Consider the following 18142-nt stretch of genomic DNA (forward strand, 5'->3'; position numbering starts at 1 on the left):
AGCTACTCTGAGGGCATCAATGGGGACAAAGGGTAGGAGTAGGGTCGCCATGGCTTTCACCGACGGCCTCCTGCCCGCCTCAGGGCCAGGGCTCGAAGCCGAGTCCCTCGCCGTGACGGCGCTGCTGAACTGCCTCATCCGCGAGGTGGCCCGGCCCGCCGAACCCGGAGCCTTCCTGCTGCCCGCGACCGGTCACCTGCTGCGCGCCGGCGGCACCCGGTACCCCGCCTCCCCGGCCCTGCGCACGCCCGACGGCTGGTGCCCGCTCTCGCTGCCCGAGCTGGTCGCGCTGACGGCCGCCGAGCTGCGCGCGGCCACCGGCGTCGCCAACGACGTGCTGCCCGCCGAGATCCTCGACAGCCGGGACGTCACGGCGGCCCTGCTGGCGGCCAGGCGCACCGCCGTGCCGCCCGCCGACGCGTACCTGCGCTCCGAGCAGGCACTCGTGGCGGGGCACCGCTACCACCCCGCCCCCAAGGCGCGCGGCGGCGGCGACCCCGGGTCCTGGCTGCGCTACTCGCCCGAGGCGCGGGCGGGCTTCCCCCTGCCCCTGCTCGGCGTGCCCCCCGGGGACCTGGTGGAGGACGGGGACCCGAGCGCCCTGGACCGGCTCGGCGGCCTCCCGGAGGACGGCCTGACCCTGCTGCCCGCCCATCCCTGGCAACTGGAGCTGCTGGGCGAGACCGGCCTGCGCGGCGTGGGCGTCACGGCCGCCGGCGCCGTGGCCACCGCGTCCATCCGCACGGTGTACCTGCCGGAGGCGGACCTGTTCTGCAAGTTCAGCCTGGACGTGCGGATCACCAACGACATCCGCCGCCTGTGGCTGCACGACCTGCGCCGGCTCTCGCTCGTCGCGGCCCTGGTGGACGTGGCGTTCGACGACCTGCCCCGCCACCTGCCGCGCCCGGCCGTGCTGCGCGACCGCGGCTGGCGCAGCGCCCGGCTGGGCGAGGACGGGGGTGAGGCGCTGGCCGTGATCGTCCGCGACGGGCTGGGCGAGCACCTGCTCCCCGGGCTGACCGCGCTGCTGGCGGCGGGGATCAGCGAGGGCTTTCCCGGCAACCCGCTCGACGGCCTCGACGAGGACGGGGCGCTCGTGTGGTGGGAGCGGTACCTGGAGCACGTCGTGCCGCCGGTCCTGCACGCCTACCTGCGGCACGGGGTGGTGCTCGAATGTCACCTGCAGAACGTGCTGATCGCGGTGGACGAGCACGGCATGCCGGGGCAGGCGCTGTTCCGCGACCACGAAGGCGTCAAGCTCGTCGCCGAGCGCCATCCGGGCCTCAGCGCGCCCGTGCTGGGCGGCGTGCGCGCGTGGGAGCGGCTGGTGTACTGCCTGCTCACCAACAACCTGTGCGAGATCGCCGGCGCGGTGACGGCCCGGCATCCCCGGCTGCGGGACGAGCTGTGGGCGCGGGCCAGGGCAGGGTTCGCCGACGCGGCCAAGGAGTACGGCGACCCGCCGGAGCTGCGCGACCTGCTGGCCGCCACGCACATCCCGGCCAAGGCCAACCTGCTGCTGCGCTGGCTGGACGCCGACGGCGCGGCCATGCGGTGGGTGCCGATCCCCAACCCGCTGCGGCTCTTCGGCTCCTGAGCGGTCCCTAGGGACGCTCCTGGAGCCAGGGCGCCGCGTCGGCGTCCTGCGCGCGGCCCTTCGCCTGCCGGTCCTCGTGGGGCCACGGCGAAGCGGCCACCACCATGCCGTACAGCACGTGGTCGGCCAGCAGCGCCATCCGCTCTGCCGCGCCGTGCCGGCGCGGCAGGCCCAGCGCGGGCGCGATCGCGACCTCGAAGGCGGCCCAGGCCAGCACCCCGTAGACCGGCCCCGCCCAGCGCCGCCGGCGCACCGCCCTCGGCAGGCAGCCGAAGAACGCGCCGCCGCCCGCCCCGTACAGCCAGTGCACGGCCTCCACGACAGCCGGCCGCCGCTCGGCGGGGACGTTGTGGAAGGCCCTGGGCGCGGTCCGCTCGATCACGGACTCCGGCGGGGTGCTCGGCACCATGCCGAGCGCGGTGGTGAGCCGCCGCAGGCCCGACATCGCCATGGAGGCGATCGCGCCCCTGGCGGCCGCCCGTACGATCGGCTTGCTCTCCCGCTCGGGCCGTAGGTCTTCGCGCAGGTGGGAGGGGGTCTGCAGGGTCTGTGTCATGGTGTGCCGCCTACCGAACGGCACGGCGGCTAAACCTCGCTACGGCAGCGAGCGCATGCGGCCGATGATGGCGGTCGTGGAGCGGTCGGGCAGGTAGCCGAGCACCCGCACCTCGCCGCCGAGCGCGCGGACCAGCGGCGCCTCCGCCAGCATCTCCGCGGTGTAGTCGCCGCCCTTCACGTACAGCTCGGGGCGCATCATCCTGAGCAGCCGCTCCGGCGTGTCCTCGTCGAACTCGGTCACGTAGTCCACGTCGTTGAGCGCGGCCAGCACGGACATCCGGTCCTCGCACGGGTTGACCGGCCGGCCGGGGCCCTTCAGCCGGGCCACGCTGGCGTCGCTGTTGACCGCCACCACCAGCACGTCGCCGAGCTGCCCCGCCTGCTCCAGGTACGTCACGTGCCCCCGGTGCAGCACGTCGAAGCAGCCGTTGGTGAACACCACCCGCTCGCCCCTGCGCCGGTGCTCGTCCAGGAGCTGGGCCAGCCGCTCGGCCGTCTGCACCGTGCCCTCCTGGCGGCGCAGCGCGCGCAGCAGCTCGTAGCGGGTGCAGACGGCGGTGCCCTGGCGGCGTACGACCACGCCGGCCGCCGCCTGCCCCGCCTGCGCCGCCTCCTCCGGCGAGGCCCCGCTCGCCAGCCAGAGCGCGAACGCGGCCGTGTACGTGTCGCCCGCCCCCGTGGCCATGTGCTGCGGCGCGGGCTGGGCATAGGTCCGGTACGGCGGGCTGTCCCGCCTGTGCAGCAGCGTGCCCTCGCCGTCGAGCGTGGTGACCACGATCCCGGCGCCGGTCAGCTCCAGCAGCCGCTCGGAGCGGCCCATCAGGTACGCGGGCCGGTCCACCGCGCCGCCGTCGTCCCCGAGCAGGCGTACGACCTCGGCGTAGTTCGGCAGCACCGCGGACGGCGCGCACTCCCGCCACGGCGCCACCCCGTGCGCGTCCACCACCAGCAGCGGCAGCCCCGCCAGCGCCTGACGGACGGCGGGGGTGAACACCCCGCCGCCGTAGTCGCACGCCACCACCACGTCGGCCGTCGCCACGGCCTCCACGACCCGGCCGAGCAGCTCGCGTTCGGCCTGCTCCGGGATGACGGACAGGTCCTCCTCGTCGTAGCGCGCGGTGAGCTGCCCGCTGGCGATCAGCCGCCGCTTGTGCGCGGTGCGCCGCCCGGGCACGGTCACCAGGTCGGCGCCGACGCCGAGCAGCCGCAGCGCGCGCTCCAGCTTCTCGCCGCACGAGTCGTCGCCCACCACGCCGACGAGCCGGACGCGGGCGCCGAGCGCCACCAGGTTGGCGGCGGTGTTGGCGGCGCCGCCCGGGGCGTCCTCGGTCGTCTCCAGGCTCATCACGGGCACCGGCGCCTCCTGCGCGAGGCGCTTGGCCGAGCCGCGCAGCCACGAGTCGAGCATGACGTCGCCGACGACCACGGCGTTGACGATCTCATCTGTGCCCATAGAGGAGCGTGTACCTGTGAAAGACCAGCTCAAACCCCATATAACGGAAGTTACGGACGCGGTGACCCGGGTAGCCAGGCCGCTATGCACCGCCCTTCAGACCTCGACGTGCTCGTCCCGGCCAGGGACCGGATCGGTGGCCGCCGCAGCGCGGAAGGCCACGACTACGTGCTGGAGCCGTCATGACAGCGTTGATCGGGGACGTCCGGCGGATCGCGGTGCTGCGGGCCAACGCCATCGGCGACTACCTCATGGCCGTGCCCGCGCTGGAGGCGCTCAAGCACGCCTACCCCGGCGCGCGCCTGACGCTGCTGGGCACCGCCTGGCACGCCGGGTTCCTGACCGGCCGGCCGGGGCCCGTGGACGAGGTGGTGGCGCTGCCGCCGATCTCGGGCGTCTCCACCCGGGAGCCCGGGCACGCGGCGCCGGAAGAGCTGTGCGCGGGGCTGCGGCAGCGGGAGTTCGACCTGGCGGTGCAGATCCACGGGGGCGGGCGGTTCTCCAACCCGTTCGTGCGCCGGCTCGGGGCCAGGGTGACCGCCGGGCTGCGCGCTCCGGGGGCCGAGCGGCTGGACCGCTGGGTGCCGTACACCGACTACCACCACGAGACCCTGCGTTTCCTGCAGGTGGCGGCACTGGTCGGCGCGGTGGACGCCGGGCTGGAGCCGCGGGTGACCGTCACCGGGGCCGACCGCGCTGAGCTGTCGCGAGCGCTCGGGCAGCCGCCGCCGGGGCTGGTGGCCGTGCATCCGGGCGCGACCGACCCGCGGCGGCGCTGGCCGGTGGAGCGCTTCGCCGAGGTGGCCGACCTGACCGGCCGCCCCGTGGTCGTGACCGGCACGCGGGCGGAGCAGGACCTGGTGATGGGCGTGGTCGAGGCCATGAGCCGGCCCGCCATCCCCGTCGTGGGCGCGCTCGGCCTCGGCGCGCTCGCCGCCCTGTACGAGCGCTGCGACCTGCTGATCGCCAACGACACCGGCCCGCGCCACCTGGCCGCGGCCGTCGGAACCCCCACGGTCGCCGTCTACTGGTGCGGCAACCTGATCCAGGCCGGCCCGCTCAGCAGGACCGCGCACCGGCCGCTGATCTCGTGGACCACGTCCTGCCCGCGCTGCGGCGCGGACGGCGTGGACCCGGCCGCCGAGCGTTGCCCGCACGACGAGTCGTGGGTGTGCGACGTCTCGGTGGACATGGTGACGGAGCAGGTGGAGGACCTGCTGACCAAGGGGGACCGATGAGCGACCATGCTGTGCTGGACGAGCTGCGACAGGCCATTGACGAGGTGTTCCACGGGCGCGAGCGGGTGGCGATGCGCGAGGTCTACGCGCAGGCCTCCCGGCACGTGAGCCTGCCCGCCGACCTGCTGACGCACCTCAACGAGCTGCCCGAGGGCGCCTACGACAGGCGGGAGCTGACCGAGGCGATCAACGAGGTGATCACCCGGAGGGGCGAGCAGGACACGCTGGGGCTGCTGGAGGTGCCCAGGCAGGCCGGGCCGGCGGAGGAGACGGCGCGCGAGGACACCCCGAAGCGCAGGCCGGCCTGGCCGGACGAGGACGAGGGGCCCGATCTGATGCGGTAGGCATAGCGGGAGGTGCCGCGCGGCGTCTGAGAGGGTGATGTCGATCCCTGGAGGTGACCGTGGACGCCGCGGACGAGCAACGGTTCCGCGAGTTCGTGGACGCGCGTTCTCCTGCCCTCATGCGGCTCGGGTTCCTGCTCACCGGTGGTGACCAGCACGCGGCCGAGGACCTGGTGCAGACCGCGCTGGCGAAGCTGGCGGCCCGCTGGCGGCGGGTGGCGGCACCGGAGGCGTACGCCAAGCAGATCATGTACCGGCAGCAGATCAGCTGGTGGCGGGTGAGCACGCGGCGAGGCGAGGTGGTGCAGGCGAGCCTGCCCGACCGGGAGGCGCGCGACGCGCACCACCAGAGCGAGCTGCGCCTGATGCTGCGCTCCGCGCTGGCCAGGCTCACCGCCCGCCAGCGCGCGGTGGTGGTGCTGCGGTACTACGAGGACCTGCCCGAGCAGGACGTGGCCCGGGTGCTGGGCTGCTCCATCGGCACGGTCAGGAGCACCGCGCACCGATCGCTCGCGCGGCTGCGCGAGATCGCCCCCGAGCTGGCCCGCGACCTGGAGGTGACCACGTGACCCGGCTGCTGCGCGACACGCTGGAGGACTGGGCCGGCGAGGCCAGGGTGCCGGCGGGCCTGGCCGACCGGGCGCTACGGAGGCGCACCTGGCGGCCGTACGGTGCGGCGGTGCTGGTCGCGGCCATGATCGCGGCTGTCGCCGTGTTCGTCACCGGGCAGCGCGAGCCGGAGCCCGTCGTGCGCCCGCTCACCCCCATCACGCTGCCGCCCCGGCCCTCGCCCGCGCCTGCGGACGTGCGCACGGACACCGAGCACAGCCCGCCCGCCAAGCTCGTCGCGGCCGGCCGGATGGCCGTGTCGGCGTACCACGTGCGCACGCTGGAGCCGGTCTCTGGCGAGCAGAAGCGGGTCCGGCGCACCTGGTCCCTGTACGACCCGCGCACCGGCGGCTACGAGCGGACGCCGTGGGCGTGGGTGGACGTCGCCCCCGGGCTGCAGGCCGCGGCCGTGATCGAAGGGGACCTGCTCGGCAGGCGCGTCGGGGTGATGGACCTGAACACCCGGCAGATGCTGGGCTGGTACGAGCTGGAGCACTCCGTGGGATCCGTCGCCTGGTCGCCCGACGGCACGAGGATCCTGGCCACCGCCTACTCCGGCTACCCCGACCTCATGCAGGGCGAGGGCGACGAGCTGGGGCCGGTGCGGACCGCCAGCCCGCGTACCGGCTACTACATCATCGACGTCCCGGCGGGTGAGGCGGTCTACCACGAGCTGGGCCCGCTGCCCAACGGCTTGACCCGAGACGCCGAGCACACCAACGGCAACGGCCGCCAGGACTTCGGCTGGAGTCTCGACGGCCGGCTGATCTGGGGCCCCACCACCGGCACGCCGGACCGGGTCTTCTACACCCCCGACGGCGTCCAGCAGGAGCCGCCGGAGGGAGAGCGGTACCGGCGCGGGACGAACCTGTCCGCGACCTCCCCCGACGGCCGCCTCGTGCTGGGGCGGGACGGCCTGCCCACGAAGATCACCGAAGTGGGGACGGGGAACGTGGCCGGACGGCAGCGGGTGCTGCAACTGCACGCCTGGGCGGACGACGAGAACGTCATCGCGCTCGGCTGCGCGGGCAGGTGCGAGGACGAGTTCGACAACGGTCTCGTGCTGGTCAGCGTGGACGGCTCCAGGATGACCCAGCTCGCCGCCAACCGCGACAGCGACGGTGACGGCGCCTGGCGATGGGTGCTCACTCCGAGGTGACGCCGTTGCCGAACACCGCCTGGATGAGCTTCTGGTTGGCCTCCTGGAAGGCGGCGGCCATGGACAGCTGGGCGTCGTCGACGTAGTTGAGCGTGGCGGTCAGGGTGGTGGCGCCGTCGGGGGTGCTGTACATCAGCGCGGCGTGGCCGGCCATGCCGCCGTTGTGGGTGATGAGGGTGCCGCCGCCGGGTGCGGGCTGGACGAACAGGCCCAGCCCGTAGCCGGCCTTGGCCTCGGGGGTGCACATCTCGGCCAGCAGGTGGTCGGGCAGGAGCTTGCCGGTGAGCAGGGCGGTGATGAAGGTGTGCAGGTCGCGGCTGGTGGAGATCATGTCGCCGCCGCTGGAGACCCAGGAGGGGTTGTGCTCGGTGACGTCGGTGATCGTCTCCTGGCCGTCCAGGTCGTAGCGGTAGTAGGCGTGCGGGTGCGGGGCGGGGATGGCGGTCTCGCTGCTGGGCTGGCGGGTGCCGGTCAGGCCGAGCGGGCCGAGGATGAGCCGGTGCATCTCCTCGGCGATCGGGCGGCCGGTGACGCGCTCGATGAGCAGGCGGGCCAGCACGTAGTTGGTGTTGGCGTAGCTCCAGTCGGTGCCGGGCTCGAAGCGGGCGGGCTTGGACAGCGACAGCCGGACCAGCTCCTCGGGCTGGTAGGTGTGGAAGCGGTTGTCGACCCACTCGCGGCCGGAGGGGGTGGCGGGGATGCCGGGGGCGAAGGTGCCGTCCTCGTAGTACTCGCCGGTGTGGTTGAAGATGCCGCTGGTGTGCTGCAGCAGCATCCGCACGGTGATCCGCCGGTCCAGCCCGAACTCGGGCAGGTAGTCGTCCACCGGCGTGTCGAGGCCGATCCTGCCCTCGGCGACCAGGCGCAGCACCGCAGTGGCGGTGAAGGTCTTGGTGTTGCTGCCGATCCGCACGTGGCCGTCCACCGGGACCGGCTCGCTGCCGCCCAGCTCGCTCACCCCGGCGGCGCCGGTCCATTCGCCGTGCTGGTCGTTGACGCGCAGGGTCACTCCGACGAAACCGGCGTCGATCATCTCCTGGAGGAGCTGCTGCAGTTCGGGGCGGTTGGGGATGGTGGACATGTGGGTGTGCTCCTTCGAGGGTTCAGGTGAAGCGGGCGGGTGTCGCGCCGTTCATGGGTCTTACGATCACCGGCCGCGCTGACACCGGACCGTCGCCGTCCTGACGCGGCCGCTGACGCGTCACCGCGAGGGCAGCAGCAACTAGACCGATCGTTCTCGAAAGTGCTACCGTTCACCGCGTGGCAAGGAGCAAGGAGTTCGATCCCGAGGTCGCGCTGCAGCAGGCGCTGGAGCTGTTCTGGGAGCGCGGTTACGAGGCGACCTCGATGGCCGACCTCGTCGAGCGGCTCGGCCTGGCGCGGGCGAGCGTCTACGCGACGTTCGGCGGCAAGCGCGAGCTCTACCTGAAGGCGCTGGAACTCTACCTGGAGCAGCGCAACGTGGTCGATTCGCTGTCCCAGCCGGGGCCCGCGCTGCCCGCCGTCCGTGCCCTCCTCGACTCCTACGTCGCCGAGATCCTGGCCGACGAGCTGCGGCGGGGCTGCATGGTGGTCAACACGGCCGTGGAGTTCGCCTCGCGCGACGCGACCGTGCTGGCCAAGGTGGCGTCGAGCTGGGCGGGGCTGGAGGCGGCCCTGGCCGGCACGCTCGTCAGGGCGCGGGCCCAGGGGGAGATCCCGGCGGGCAAGGATCCGCACGCGCTGGCCAGGTTCCTGCTCGTGCTGCTGCAGGGGCTCAGGGTGCTCGGCCGGGCCGACCCGGACCCTCGCAGGCTGCGCGACGCGGTCGAGCAGGCCATGACGGCTGTCCAAATATGAGAATGATTGGTCTTGAATGATGACGGGAAGATTTGCCGGTAAGGTCGCGCTCGTCACGGGCGCGAGCGGGGTCGTGGGGCGGGCGGCGGCGCTGGCGTACGCGCGGGAGGGCGCGGCCGTCCTGGTCGCCGGCCGTGACGCCGCCCGGCTGGCCGAGGTCGTGAAGCTCGTGGAGGAGGGCGGCGGCCGGGCCGCCGCGTTCACCGTCGACCTCACCCGCTCCGCCGAGGTCGCCGCCATGGTCGAGGCCGCCGTCTCCCGCTTCGGCGCTCTCGACGTGGCGCTCAACGCGGCCGGCGTCTTCGGCACGCTGGCGCCGCTGGCCGACTACGACGAGGACGTCTGGGACGACGTCCTGGCGGTCAACCTCAAGGGGGTGTTCCTGTCGATGAAGCACGAGATCGCCCACATGCGGGCTCACGGAGGCGGCGCCATCGTCAACGTCTCCTCCAACCTCGGGGCGCACTGGCGGCTGGCGGGAGCGAGCGCCTACGTCGCCTCGAAGGCCGCGGTCAGCCATCTGACGCGTGCGGCGGCCCGCGACCACATCGCCGACGGCGTCCGCGTCAACTCCCTCAGCCCGGGGCCGATCGACTCGCCCATGTCGTCGCGTCCAGGGGAGACGCGGGAGGAGCGGGACGAGCGGATGAGGGCCGCGCTGCCCATCGGGCGCGTGGCCACCCCCGAGGAGATCGCGGCCGCGGCGCTGTGGTTGTCGTCGCCGGAGTCGAGCTTCGTGGTGGGCGCCGACCACGTGATCGACGGCGGGGCCACGGCCTGAGAACCCGCCGCCCCGCGAGGGTGATCGCGCAGAGGAACGCTCCTCGCGGGATCACCCCGCCGGGGGGCGGCCGCACCACACGGACGCGGGAACGCGTCGGTGTCCCCTACTCGATCGCGGCCAGGTCCAGGACGAACATCTCGTCCTTGATCCGGTAGGTCATCAGCCGGTCGAGGCCGCCGTCCGGGATCGCCATGGATCCCGTCGGGTCCGGCCGGAGGCCGAGGTCGGCGGACCTGCCCGTGTCGGCGTCGTACAGCGCCACGACGGGCCGGCCTCCCGGGCCGGTCAGCGTGACCTTGAAGAAGCGCTCCAGGCCGGCGTCGTCGCCCCGCTGGAAGCCGGTCGGCAGCGCGCGTTCCCGGGAGCCGTCGCGGTCGCGGACGAAACGGCGCAGGACGATCTGCATCCGCGCCGTGTCGGGGCACCGGCGGGTGCCGCACCTGATCTCCTTGCCGGAGCTGTCGCGGCGGCGCTCGACCTTGACGGTCTTCCACCGCACCGCCACGCCGGCGCACCGGTCGACGCCGCACCCGACCTCCTCGTCGGACTTGACCACGGCGTCGCGGCGTTCACCTGTCTCAACGTTGAGCAGGTCGCGGAAGACCGCCTTTCCCTTGTGGACGCCCACCCACGGCCACTGCAGGACGTGGTGCCGCTCGGCGCCCTTCACCGGCTGCGGCGTCCCCCCGCTCAGCGGCACCCGGTAGACCCCGCCCTTCTCGTAGGCGAAGACCACGTCGGAGCCGGCCACCGCCAGCCCGTTGATGTGCCCCTCCTTCATGACGTCGCCGAGGGGGACGTCGGTCACCGGCCGAGGCCGGCCGCCGGTGGCCGGCACCGTCCAGATCCGGGCGACCCGCGGGCTGCCCGCCTCCTTGTAGGACGCCCACCAGACGATGTGGCCGCCCCCGCCGGCGACGCCGTCGGCGAAGATCGCCGACCCCTTCGTCCGAGGGATCTCGGCGATCCGCGTGGGCCGGCCGGTGCGCAGGTCGTAGCTCCACAGGAACTGGCGTCTGCCGTCCTGGACGCCCGTCATGACCACCAGTGTGTGGTCGTCGAGGAGCAGCTGCGGGTAGTACGAGCGGCCGTCGGGCAGCTTGGCCGGGATCTTGCGCACCGCCTGCGGCCACACCTTCTCGACGGGCGGCGGGATCCGGTCCGCCGTCGGCGTGGGCGCGCGGGTCGCGTTGACCGCGGGCTGCGGCGCCGCCGACGTGCCCATCGCGTTCACCGTCACGGCCGCCCCGCCCGCCACCACGACCACGGCCGCGGCCGCGTACGCGGCGGCGATCCGCGCCCGCCGCCGGCGATGGCGCGTCCTGACCGTCGCGGCCAGGCCGGGCGAGGCCTGCGGCGCATGCTGCGCGGCCCCGGACAGGACGCGGCTCAGCTTGTCTTCCAGGTCGGTCATCGCATGCTCCTGTGCGGCGCTGGTGAGGAGAGGGAGGAACGCAGCTTGTCCAGGCCACGGGACGCCTGGCTGCGCACGGTTCCGGGGGAGATGCCGAGCACCTTGGCGATCTCCGCGTCGCTGAGCTGCTCGTAGTGCCGCAGCACCAGCACGGCCCGCTGTCTGCGGGGCAGGGCGGCCAGCTCCTGCCAGAGCCCCTGATCCTCCTCGGAAGGGAAGCTCTCGTGGTGAGCACGATCCGGTGGCTCTCCGGTGAGGTGTTCGCGCCTGCGCCGCCGCCAGATGCTGATGTGCAGCCGTGCCATCGTGGTCCGGGTGTAGCTGTGAGGGTTGTCCTTGCGTCTCACCCTCGGCCAGGCGCCGCACAGCCGCACCAGCGCTTCCTGCACCAGGTCGGCGGCGTCATGGGGGTTTCCGGTCAGGACGTACGCATAGCGGAGCAACGCGTCCGTGTGCTCTGCCACGAAGTCGTCGAAGCCGGGTTCGTCGTCCACTTGTCGTCCCTTCGGTAGTCACGTCCCAGACGGCCGAAGGGGCCAGGATGTTGCACCGTCCGGCCATCGTCTTGGCCGCGGGGCCGTTCCTGTGGTCAGGTACAGCATGGAGAGCGGAGCCCGGACCTTCCCGCCCGTGCCGATACGGGGAGTCCACGCGGTGCACAGCAGCTACAGCGGCTGCCCCCATCATTACGCGAGCGTCACCGTGGACTTCGAGCCGTGGGAGGACGGCTTCGCCGCCGAGTTCGCCGACCGGGCCGTGGCCGAGCACGCGCCCGCCCTGGACGAGCTGCCGACGCTGCGGGCGGCGCTGATCGAGGGCATGCGCGAGGAGCTGGCGAGGCGGATCCCGGAGATCGGCCTCGCGGCGGCCGTGGTCGTCCAGCGCATGGCCGTCACGCACGACTCCTCCGCGGCCTCCTTCCGCACGGCCGGGCGCCTGGCCGTCCGTGAGGCCCTGGAGCGCGCCTACGACAGGCCGCCCAAGCGCGGGCGCCGCCGGTGAGCGCGCGACGCGACGGCCCGCGCCCGGGAGGGGTTTCGGGCGCGGGCCGTCACGTGGAAAGGGCTACTGCCTGCTGATGCGGACCGCGTCCGCGATCACGTAGCCGGTGCCCGAGGTCCACCGGCTCACCCCGACCACGTTGTACGTGCCGGCGTTCAGCGAGAACGTGCCGATGCTGCGCCAGGCCCCGCCGCCGGAGCGTTGGTCGACGAACACGGTCTGGTTGCCGCCGGACGTCGCCACGATGTACGGCGCCGAGCTGTTGTACCCGGGATCGGCCGGATACCAGACCTCGACCGTGTACGTTCCGGCGCTCGGGATCGTGGCCGAGTACCACGCCGGGTCGCTGGCGGCGACCGGGTCGGCGAAGCGGTAGTCGGCGCCGTGGCGCTGGCTGGAGTAGGTGGAGGTGCCCCAGTTGGCGCTGGCGGTGAACTGGCCGGAGGTGGCGTTGTCCACCGTGGTGGTCCACGAGGGGGTGCCGCCGCCACCGGTCACGTAGTTCATGTACGTGGTCCAGTTCCAGTTCGAGCCCGGGTCGGTGTGGGTCGCGCCGGGGACCTCGTTGTGGCCGATGATGCCGGTCCTGGTCTTCGGGATGCCGTACTTGTCGCAGAGGTAACGCGTCAGCGCGGCGGAGGCCCGGTACATGGCGTCGGTGAACCACGAGGGGTCGTTGACCCAGCCCTCGTGCTCGATGCCGATGGAGCGGTTGTTGTAGGTGGAGTTGCCCGCGTGCCAGGCGACGTCCTTGTCGCGGACCATCTGGGTGATGGCGCCGTTGGAGGACTTGACCACGTAGTGGGCGGAGACCTGCGCGCTGGGGTTCTGGAACCAGGAGATGGTCCCGGCGTAGGAGCCCTGGGTGACGTGGATGACCACCCGGTCGATGTTGTAGCTGGTCTCGCGGCTGGAGACGCGGTAGTTGCTGGAGCTGGCCGCGACCCAGGCGGCCGGCGGGTAGTCGGCGCTGGCCACGGCGACCGGCGATTCCGCCGGCTCGCCGGCCTGCTTGCCGGCGCGGGCGTTCAGGTCGCGGACGTCCGCGTACTCGCCGCGGTCGGCGGTGACCTCCTGCGGCTTGACCTGGATGCCGCGCAGGTCGATGCCGAGGCCGAGCTGCTCGTAGACGGCGTCGGCGTACAGGCGGGCCAGCTCGGGGGAGGAGGCGTTGCCGTACTGGGCGACGGCGCGGTACCAGCCGCCGGGGTCCTTCCTGGCGCTCTCGCCGAGGCCGAGCTTGTCGGCGAGGGACCGGAGCACGGCCGCGCCGCCGAGGATGTTGGCCTCGTCGTCGGTCTTGAGCTTGTCGGCGGACAGCCCGGTGAGCTCGGCCGCCTTCTCCAGGGAGTGGTTGGTGGGGTTGCTGACCAGGTGCATCACGCCGTAGCCGTTGCTGGCGCTGGGCTCGCCCTTGTGGCCGTCGAGGTGGGTCTCGGCGTAGGCGAGGGCGACCAGCAGGTCGCGCGGTACGTCGTGGGCGGCGGACGCCTTGGCGAAGGCCGCGGCCATCGGGGTTTCCTTGACCGCGGCTGCCTGGGTCTGCGACCAGGCGGGCTGGGCCGCGGTGATGGGGGCGATGGCGAGGATCGAGGTGGCGAGGGCTGCTACTAATCGCGTGCGGGCGAGAGTCATGGGGTGCTCCTCGTTCACAGGTGACGGGTGCACGCTACGACAATCTTCTGACTGATGTCGATAATTGACATTACACGGGAGTTAAGTGAAACTTAGCGCCTTTGTCGGGGGCTGGTGGGACCTCCGATGTTTGTGAAGACTATTGCGCTTTCTGATGGATGCGCTGAAACTTCCCTTCGTGACCGCGCTCCTGCGTACCGTCGTCCTCGCGGTGCTCATCGCCGCGTTCGTCAGCCCACTCAACCCCCCAGCCTCGGCGTCGGCCGCCTGCACCGTCGATCCGGCCACCCCGAAGCGGCAGCTCAGAGCCATGTGGATCTCCTCGGTCGCCAACATCGACTGGCCCAGCCGCACCGGGCTCAGCGTGTCGGCGCAGCAGGCGGAGTTCCGCGCCTGGCTCGACCTGGCCGTGTCCAAGCGCATGAACGCCGTGGTGGTGCAGGTCCGGCCGACGGCCGACGCGTTCTGGCCCTCCCCGTACGAGCCGTGGTCGCAGTGGCTGACAGGCACCCAGGGCGGCAACCCGGGCTACGACCCCCTCGCCTTCATGGTCAACGAGGCCCACGCCCGCAACCTGGAGTTCCACGCCTGGTTCAACCCGTACCGGATCGCCAACCACGACGACCCGTCCAGGCTGGTCGCCACGCACCCGGCGCGGCAGCACCCCGACTGGCGCTTCGCCTACGGCGGCAAGCTCTACTACAACCCGGGCATCCCGGAGGTGCGCGACTTCATCGAGGACGCGATCATGGACGCCGTCTCCCGGTACGACGTGGACGGCGTGCACCTCGACGACTACTTCTACCCGTATCCGGTGAGCGGCCAGAACATCCCGGACGCGGCCACGTTCGACAGGTACGGCGGCTCGTTCGCCGACGTCGGCGACTGGCGGCGGAACAACGTCAACCTGCTGGTACGCGAGCTCGACCAGCGCATCCACGCGGCCAAGCCGCACGTCTCCTTCGGCATCAGCCCGTTCGGGATCTGGCGCAACGCGGGCACCGACCCGCTCGGCTCGCGCACCTCGGGGCTGCAGTCGTACGACGCGATCTACGCCGACAGCCGGCAGTGGGTCAAGCAGGGCTGGGTGGACTACCTGGCGCCGCAGATCTACTGGCACATCGGCTTCTCCACGGCCGCCTACGAGGTGCTCACCGCCTGGTGGTCGGAGCAGGTCAGGGGCACCGGGGTGCAGCTCGTGATCGGCCAGGCGGCCTACCGCGCGGGCGCGTCAGGGCAGGAGGCCGCCTGGCAGGACCCCGCCGAGCTGAGCGACCACCTGCACGACAACCGGCAGCACCCCGAGGTGTCCGGCGACATCTACTTCAGCGCCAAGGACGTCAGGGCCGACCGGATCGGCGCGTTCACCAGGGTCGTCAACGCGCACTACACCAGGCCCGCGCTGCTGCCCGCCCGCGGCTCGGCGGCGGCCCCCGCCGCGCCCGCGATCACCTCGGCCACGCGCGGGCCGAGCGGCGTGCAGCTCTCCTGGACGGGCTCCGGCACGTCGTACGCCGTCCACCGGGTGGACGGCACCCCGGCGGCGGCCGACCCGTGCTTCTTCGCCGACGCCCGCAACCTGATCAGGACGACCAGGCAGACCACGTTCACCGACACCACGGCCACCGGACCGGCGTACACGTACTACGTGACCGCGCTCAACCGCACCCACCAGGAGAGCGCGCCCAGCGCGGGCCGGGCCGTCACCTCCTCCACGCCCGGCGGGTTCAGCGTGGTGGTCGACAACGCGGACGCCGGGTTCGCCGCGGGCTCGGCCTGGGGCACCTCGACGTACTCCACGCAGCTCCACGGCGCCGACTACCGCTTCGCCCAGCCGGTCGCGGCCAGCGACCCGGCCTGGTTCCGGGCGGCTGTGCCCAGCGCCGGGAGCTACCGGGTGGAGGTGTGGTATCCGGCCGACGCCGGCTACAACAGCGCGACGCCGTACGTCGTGGCGGCCTCGGGCGGGAACCGGACGGTCACCGTCGACCAGCGCACGGGCGGCGGGGCCTGGCGTGACCTGGGCACCTTCACCCTGAACGCCGGCACCTACAACGTGGTCGGCGTGAGCCGCTGGACCTCCACGACGGGGTACGTCATCGCCGACGCCGTCCGCATCACCAGGGTGTGATCCGCTACGCGTCCGGGGATGGGCAGACACGCCGGGTGATCGTACGATGAGGCGGTGGACGGTGCCCGCGCGCGACCGATCGACGCTGTCGCGGTCCTGGTCGCGGCAGGTTTGACGCCCGCGACGGGCTATGCGGGCCCGGGCCTGGTGGTCGTGCTGGCGGGGGCGCTGCCGCTGCTGTGGATGCGCCGGGCGCCCCTCGCCGTCGCGTGGATCTGCGCCGGCACCGCGCTCGCCGCGCCGGTGCTGGCCCTGGTGGTCCCGTCCGCCGTCCCGCTGCCTGCCGCCGGCGCGCCGCTGTGGCCGCCGGCGGCGCCGTTCGCGGCCTACGGCGCGATGGCGTTCGCGGCCGACCGCCGCCCGCTGTACCGCTGGATGCCGGTGCTGGTGATCGCCTTCGCCGTGCTGGCCGTGCCCGACCGGCTCGCGCTGATCGCCAGGAGCGAGGCGGTGATCGCGCTCGCGATCATGTACGGCCTGTACGTGTCCGTCAGGGAACGGCTCCGCGCCGAGCTGGCGGAACGCTCCGAGCGCATCGAGCGCGAGCGCCTGGCCGGCGAGATGCACGACGTCGTCACCCACCGCGTCAGCCGGATCGTGCTGCAGGCCGGCGTGCTGGCCCTGGCCACCGGCGACGACCGCGCCAGGGCGGCGGCGGAGGACATCCGCGCGACGGGCTGCGACGCCCTCGACGAGCTGCGGCACATGGTGGCGCTGCTGCGGCGCGGCACCGGCGAGGGCTTCGACCTGGGGCTGCCGCTGCCCGACCTGCGGCCACTGGTGATCGACTCGGCCCGCGACGGCGTGCCGGTGGAGCTGACGGTGGACGGCACCCCCGCGCCCGTCTCGGGCCTGGTGGGGCGGACCGCGTACCTCGTGGCCGAGGCGGCCCTGGCCAACGTGCGCAAGCACGCGCCCGGTGCCGACGTGCGGGTCCTGGTGCGGTACGCGCCGGGCAACGTGCGGATCGTGGTGCGCAACACCGGCGGCTCGCCGGACGCCTGGGTCGCCGCCGCCGGCCCCGGGATGAGCCTGCCCGACCTGCGCACGCGGGTGGAGCTGGCAGGCGGCACGCTGGTGTGCCGCCCGCTGCGGGACGGCGGCTTCCGGGTCGAGGCCACCTTTCCCACGTCGTGAGGGCGCGACCGTGGTGTGACGGCGGGGTCATCCCAGGGAAGTAGCGAAAGCATCCCGGGGAAGGATGCCCGGCGGCCTTCCGCGGGCGAGTGTTGATGTCATGACGCGATTCGCCCGGACGGCCGCCGCGCTCGCCGCGGCCGTCCTGCTCGCCTCCTGCGGCGTGCCGGCCCCACCGGCCCCTCCCGCTTCTTCGGGGGGACATTCCGGCCACGCTGCCGAGCCCGCGCCCACGGCGTCACCGCTGCGGCCGGGTGAGCGGTTCGTCGACCTCGCCATGGCGGAGCCGTACACGCCGGGGCCGCCCAACGGCGGCACGGACGACTACCGCTGCTTCCTCGTCGACCCGGGGCTGACCGGCCGGGTGTCGCTGACCGGAGCCCGGTTCGAGCCCCAGAACACCGCCATCGTGCACCACGCGATCTTCTTCAGGCTCGCGCCCGAGCAGGCCGGCCGGGCGCGCGAGCTGGACGAGAGCACCCCCGGCCAGGGCTGGTCCTGCTTCGGCGACGCGGGCATCGGCGACGCCGGCTGGGTGGCGCACTGGGCGCCCGGCACCAGGGAGGCGCTCCTCGACCCGAAGTACGGCTACGACCTGCCGCCGGGCAGCCGCCTGATCATGCAGGTGCACTACAACCTGCTGGGCGTGAAGGGCGAGCCGGGCACCGACCGCTCGGGCATCCGCCTGCGCGTCACGGACCGGCGGCTGGAGCCGCTGGAGACCGGCCTGTTCTACGCGCCCGTCGAGCTGCCCTGCACGCCGAGCGAGTCGGGGCCGCTGTGCGACAGGGACGCCGCCGTGCGGGACGTCGGCGAGCGGTTCGGGCGCGACAGCCTGACGCAGGTGCGGCTGCTGGAGCAGTACTGCGGCCCGGCCGAGCCGGGCCCGACCCAGCGCTGCGACGTGCCCGTCGAGGCCCCGTTCACGGTGCACGCGCTGGCGGGGCACATGCACCTGCTGGGACGGGCCATCAAGGTCGAGCTCAACCCGGGCACCGCGAAGGCCCGCACGCTGCTCGACGTGCCCGAGTACAACTTCGACGACCAGTCGCTGCGGCTGCTGCCCGCGCCGGTCAAGGTCGGCAGGGGCGACGTCGTACGGGTCACCTGCACGCACGACGCCGGCCTGCGCGCCCTGCTGCCGCAACTGCGCGACACCCCGCCCCGGTACGTCGTCTGGGGCGACGGCACCAGCGACGAGATGTGCCTGGGCATCGCCATCACGTCGGCCGCCTGAGGCGG

17 protein-coding genes are annotated in these 18142 nt (G+C 73.1%); 11 read left to right on the top strand and 6 right to left on the bottom strand.

The window, feature by feature from the left end; translation table 11 throughout:
* Nucleotides 1-49 precede the first annotated feature (49 nt).
* Entirely contained in the window at nt 50-1597 is a 1548-nt protein-coding gene (locus tag HD597_RS52885) for an IucA/IucC family C-terminal-domain containing protein (RefSeq protein ID WP_253755364.1), read from the top strand.
* A gap of 7 nt (nt 1598-1604) precedes the next feature.
* On the opposite strand, the gene HD597_RS52890 is transcribed toward HD597_RS52885, so the two are convergent.
* Entirely contained in the window at nt 1605-2153 is a 549-nt protein-coding gene (locus tag HD597_RS52890; RefSeq protein ID WP_253755366.1) for a hypothetical protein, read from the bottom strand.
* A 39-nt stretch (nt 2154-2192) separates the two neighbouring features.
* Nucleotides 2193-3608, bottom strand: a complete 1416-nt coding sequence (rfaE2, locus tag HD597_RS52895) for a D-glycero-beta-D-manno-heptose 1-phosphate adenylyltransferase (RefSeq protein ID WP_253755368.1) — start codon at nt 3606-3608, stop codon at nt 2193-2195.
* A 182-nt stretch (nt 3609-3790) separates the two neighbouring features.
* Between rfaE2 and HD597_RS52900 the strand changes: the two genes are divergently transcribed.
* From HD597_RS52900 to HD597_RS52915, 4 genes are read left to right on the top strand one after another with little or no spacing between them, the layout of a single operon-like run.
* Nucleotides 3791-4846: a glycosyltransferase family 9 protein gene (locus HD597_RS52900; protein WP_253755370.1), complete on the top strand. Its 1056-nt coding sequence runs from the start codon at nt 3791-3793 to the stop codon at nt 4844-4846.
* On the top strand, nt 4843-5190 hold the full coding sequence (locus HD597_RS52905; RefSeq protein ID WP_253755372.1) for a hypothetical protein: 348 nt from the start codon (nt 4843-4845) through the stop codon (nt 5188-5190). The genes HD597_RS52900 and HD597_RS52905 overlap by 4 nt, the downstream gene beginning before the upstream one ends.
* A gap of 59 nt (nt 5191-5249) precedes the next feature.
* On the top strand, nt 5250-5759 hold the full coding sequence (locus tag HD597_RS52910; protein WP_253755374.1) for a SigE family RNA polymerase sigma factor: 510 nt from the start codon (nt 5250-5252) through the stop codon (nt 5757-5759).
* Complete coding sequence (locus HD597_RS52915; RefSeq protein WP_253755376.1) at nt 5756-6958, top strand: hypothetical protein; 1203 nt, start codon at nt 5756-5758, stop codon at nt 6956-6958. The genes HD597_RS52910 and HD597_RS52915 overlap by 4 nt, the downstream gene beginning before the upstream one ends.
* Here the strand turns inward: HD597_RS52915 and HD597_RS52920 are convergent.
* Nucleotides 6945-8039 carry a serine hydrolase domain-containing protein gene (locus HD597_RS52920; protein WP_253755378.1) on the bottom strand — a complete coding sequence of 365 codons (1095 nt, stop codon included), beginning with the start codon at nt 8037-8039 and terminating at the stop codon, nt 6945-6947. The two genes, HD597_RS52915 and HD597_RS52920, sit on opposite strands and share 14 nt — an antisense overlap.
* Nucleotides 8040-8218: 179 nt before the next feature.
* On the opposite strand from HD597_RS52920, the gene HD597_RS52925 reads away from it, so the two are divergent.
* Nucleotides 8219-8797 carry a TetR/AcrR family transcriptional regulator gene (locus HD597_RS52925; protein WP_253755380.1) on the top strand — a complete coding sequence of 193 codons (579 nt, stop codon included), beginning with the start codon at nt 8219-8221 and terminating at the stop codon, nt 8795-8797.
* Between the two features lie 19 nt (nt 8798-8816).
* Nucleotides 8817-9578 carry an SDR family NAD(P)-dependent oxidoreductase gene (locus tag HD597_RS52930; protein WP_253755382.1) on the top strand — a complete coding sequence of 254 codons (762 nt, stop codon included), beginning with the start codon at nt 8817-8819 and terminating at the stop codon, nt 9576-9578.
* Nucleotides 9579-9684: 106 nt separating this feature from the next.
* Here the strand turns inward: HD597_RS52930 and HD597_RS52935 are convergent, their stop codons facing one another.
* On the bottom strand, nt 9685-10995 hold the full coding sequence (locus HD597_RS52935; protein WP_253755384.1) for a TolB family protein: 1311 nt from the start codon (nt 10993-10995) through the stop codon (nt 9685-9687).
* Nucleotides 10992-11489, bottom strand: a complete 498-nt coding sequence (locus HD597_RS52940) for a SigE family RNA polymerase sigma factor (protein ID WP_253755386.1) — start codon at nt 11487-11489, stop codon at nt 10992-10994. The genes HD597_RS52935 and HD597_RS52940 overlap by 4 nt, the downstream gene beginning before the upstream one ends.
* A 160-nt stretch (nt 11490-11649) precedes the next feature.
* On the opposite strand from HD597_RS52940, the gene HD597_RS52945 reads away from it, so the two are divergent.
* Nucleotides 11650-11997, top strand: a complete 348-nt coding sequence (locus HD597_RS52945; RefSeq protein WP_253755388.1) for a hypothetical protein — start codon at nt 11650-11652, stop codon at nt 11995-11997.
* A gap of 63 nt (nt 11998-12060) precedes the next feature.
* Here HD597_RS52945 and HD597_RS52950 read toward each other — a convergent pair whose 3' ends face one another.
* A complete protein-coding gene (locus HD597_RS52950) occupies nt 12061-13632 on the bottom strand; it encodes a golvesin C-terminal-like domain-containing protein (protein WP_253755390.1) in 1572 nt (523 codons plus the stop codon).
* A gap of 178 nt (nt 13633-13810) precedes the next feature.
* Here HD597_RS52950 and HD597_RS52955 point away from each other — a divergent pair, with 178 nt between their 5' ends.
* From HD597_RS52955 to HD597_RS52965, 3 genes are all read left to right on the top strand, one after another.
* Nucleotides 13811-15763, top strand: coding sequence for a family 10 glycosylhydrolase (locus HD597_RS52955; protein WP_253755392.1), 1953 nt, complete (start codon nt 13811-13813; stop codon nt 15761-15763).
* A 54-nt stretch (nt 15764-15817) separates the two neighbouring features.
* Nucleotides 15818-16900 carry a sensor histidine kinase gene (locus HD597_RS66270; protein ID WP_253755394.1) on the top strand — a complete coding sequence of 361 codons (1083 nt, stop codon included), beginning with the start codon at nt 15818-15820 and terminating at the stop codon, nt 16898-16900.
* A 100-nt stretch (nt 16901-17000) separates the two neighbouring features.
* Nucleotides 17001-18137, top strand: a complete 1137-nt coding sequence (locus HD597_RS52965; RefSeq protein ID WP_253755396.1) for a monooxygenase — start codon at nt 17001-17003, stop codon at nt 18135-18137.
* Nucleotides 18138-18142: the final 5 nt, after the last annotated feature.

The sequence above is a fragment of the Nonomuraea thailandensis genome (genome assembly GCF_024172165.1).
Lineage (GTDB): Bacteria > Actinomycetota > Actinomycetes > Streptosporangiales > Streptosporangiaceae > Nonomuraea > Nonomuraea thailandensis.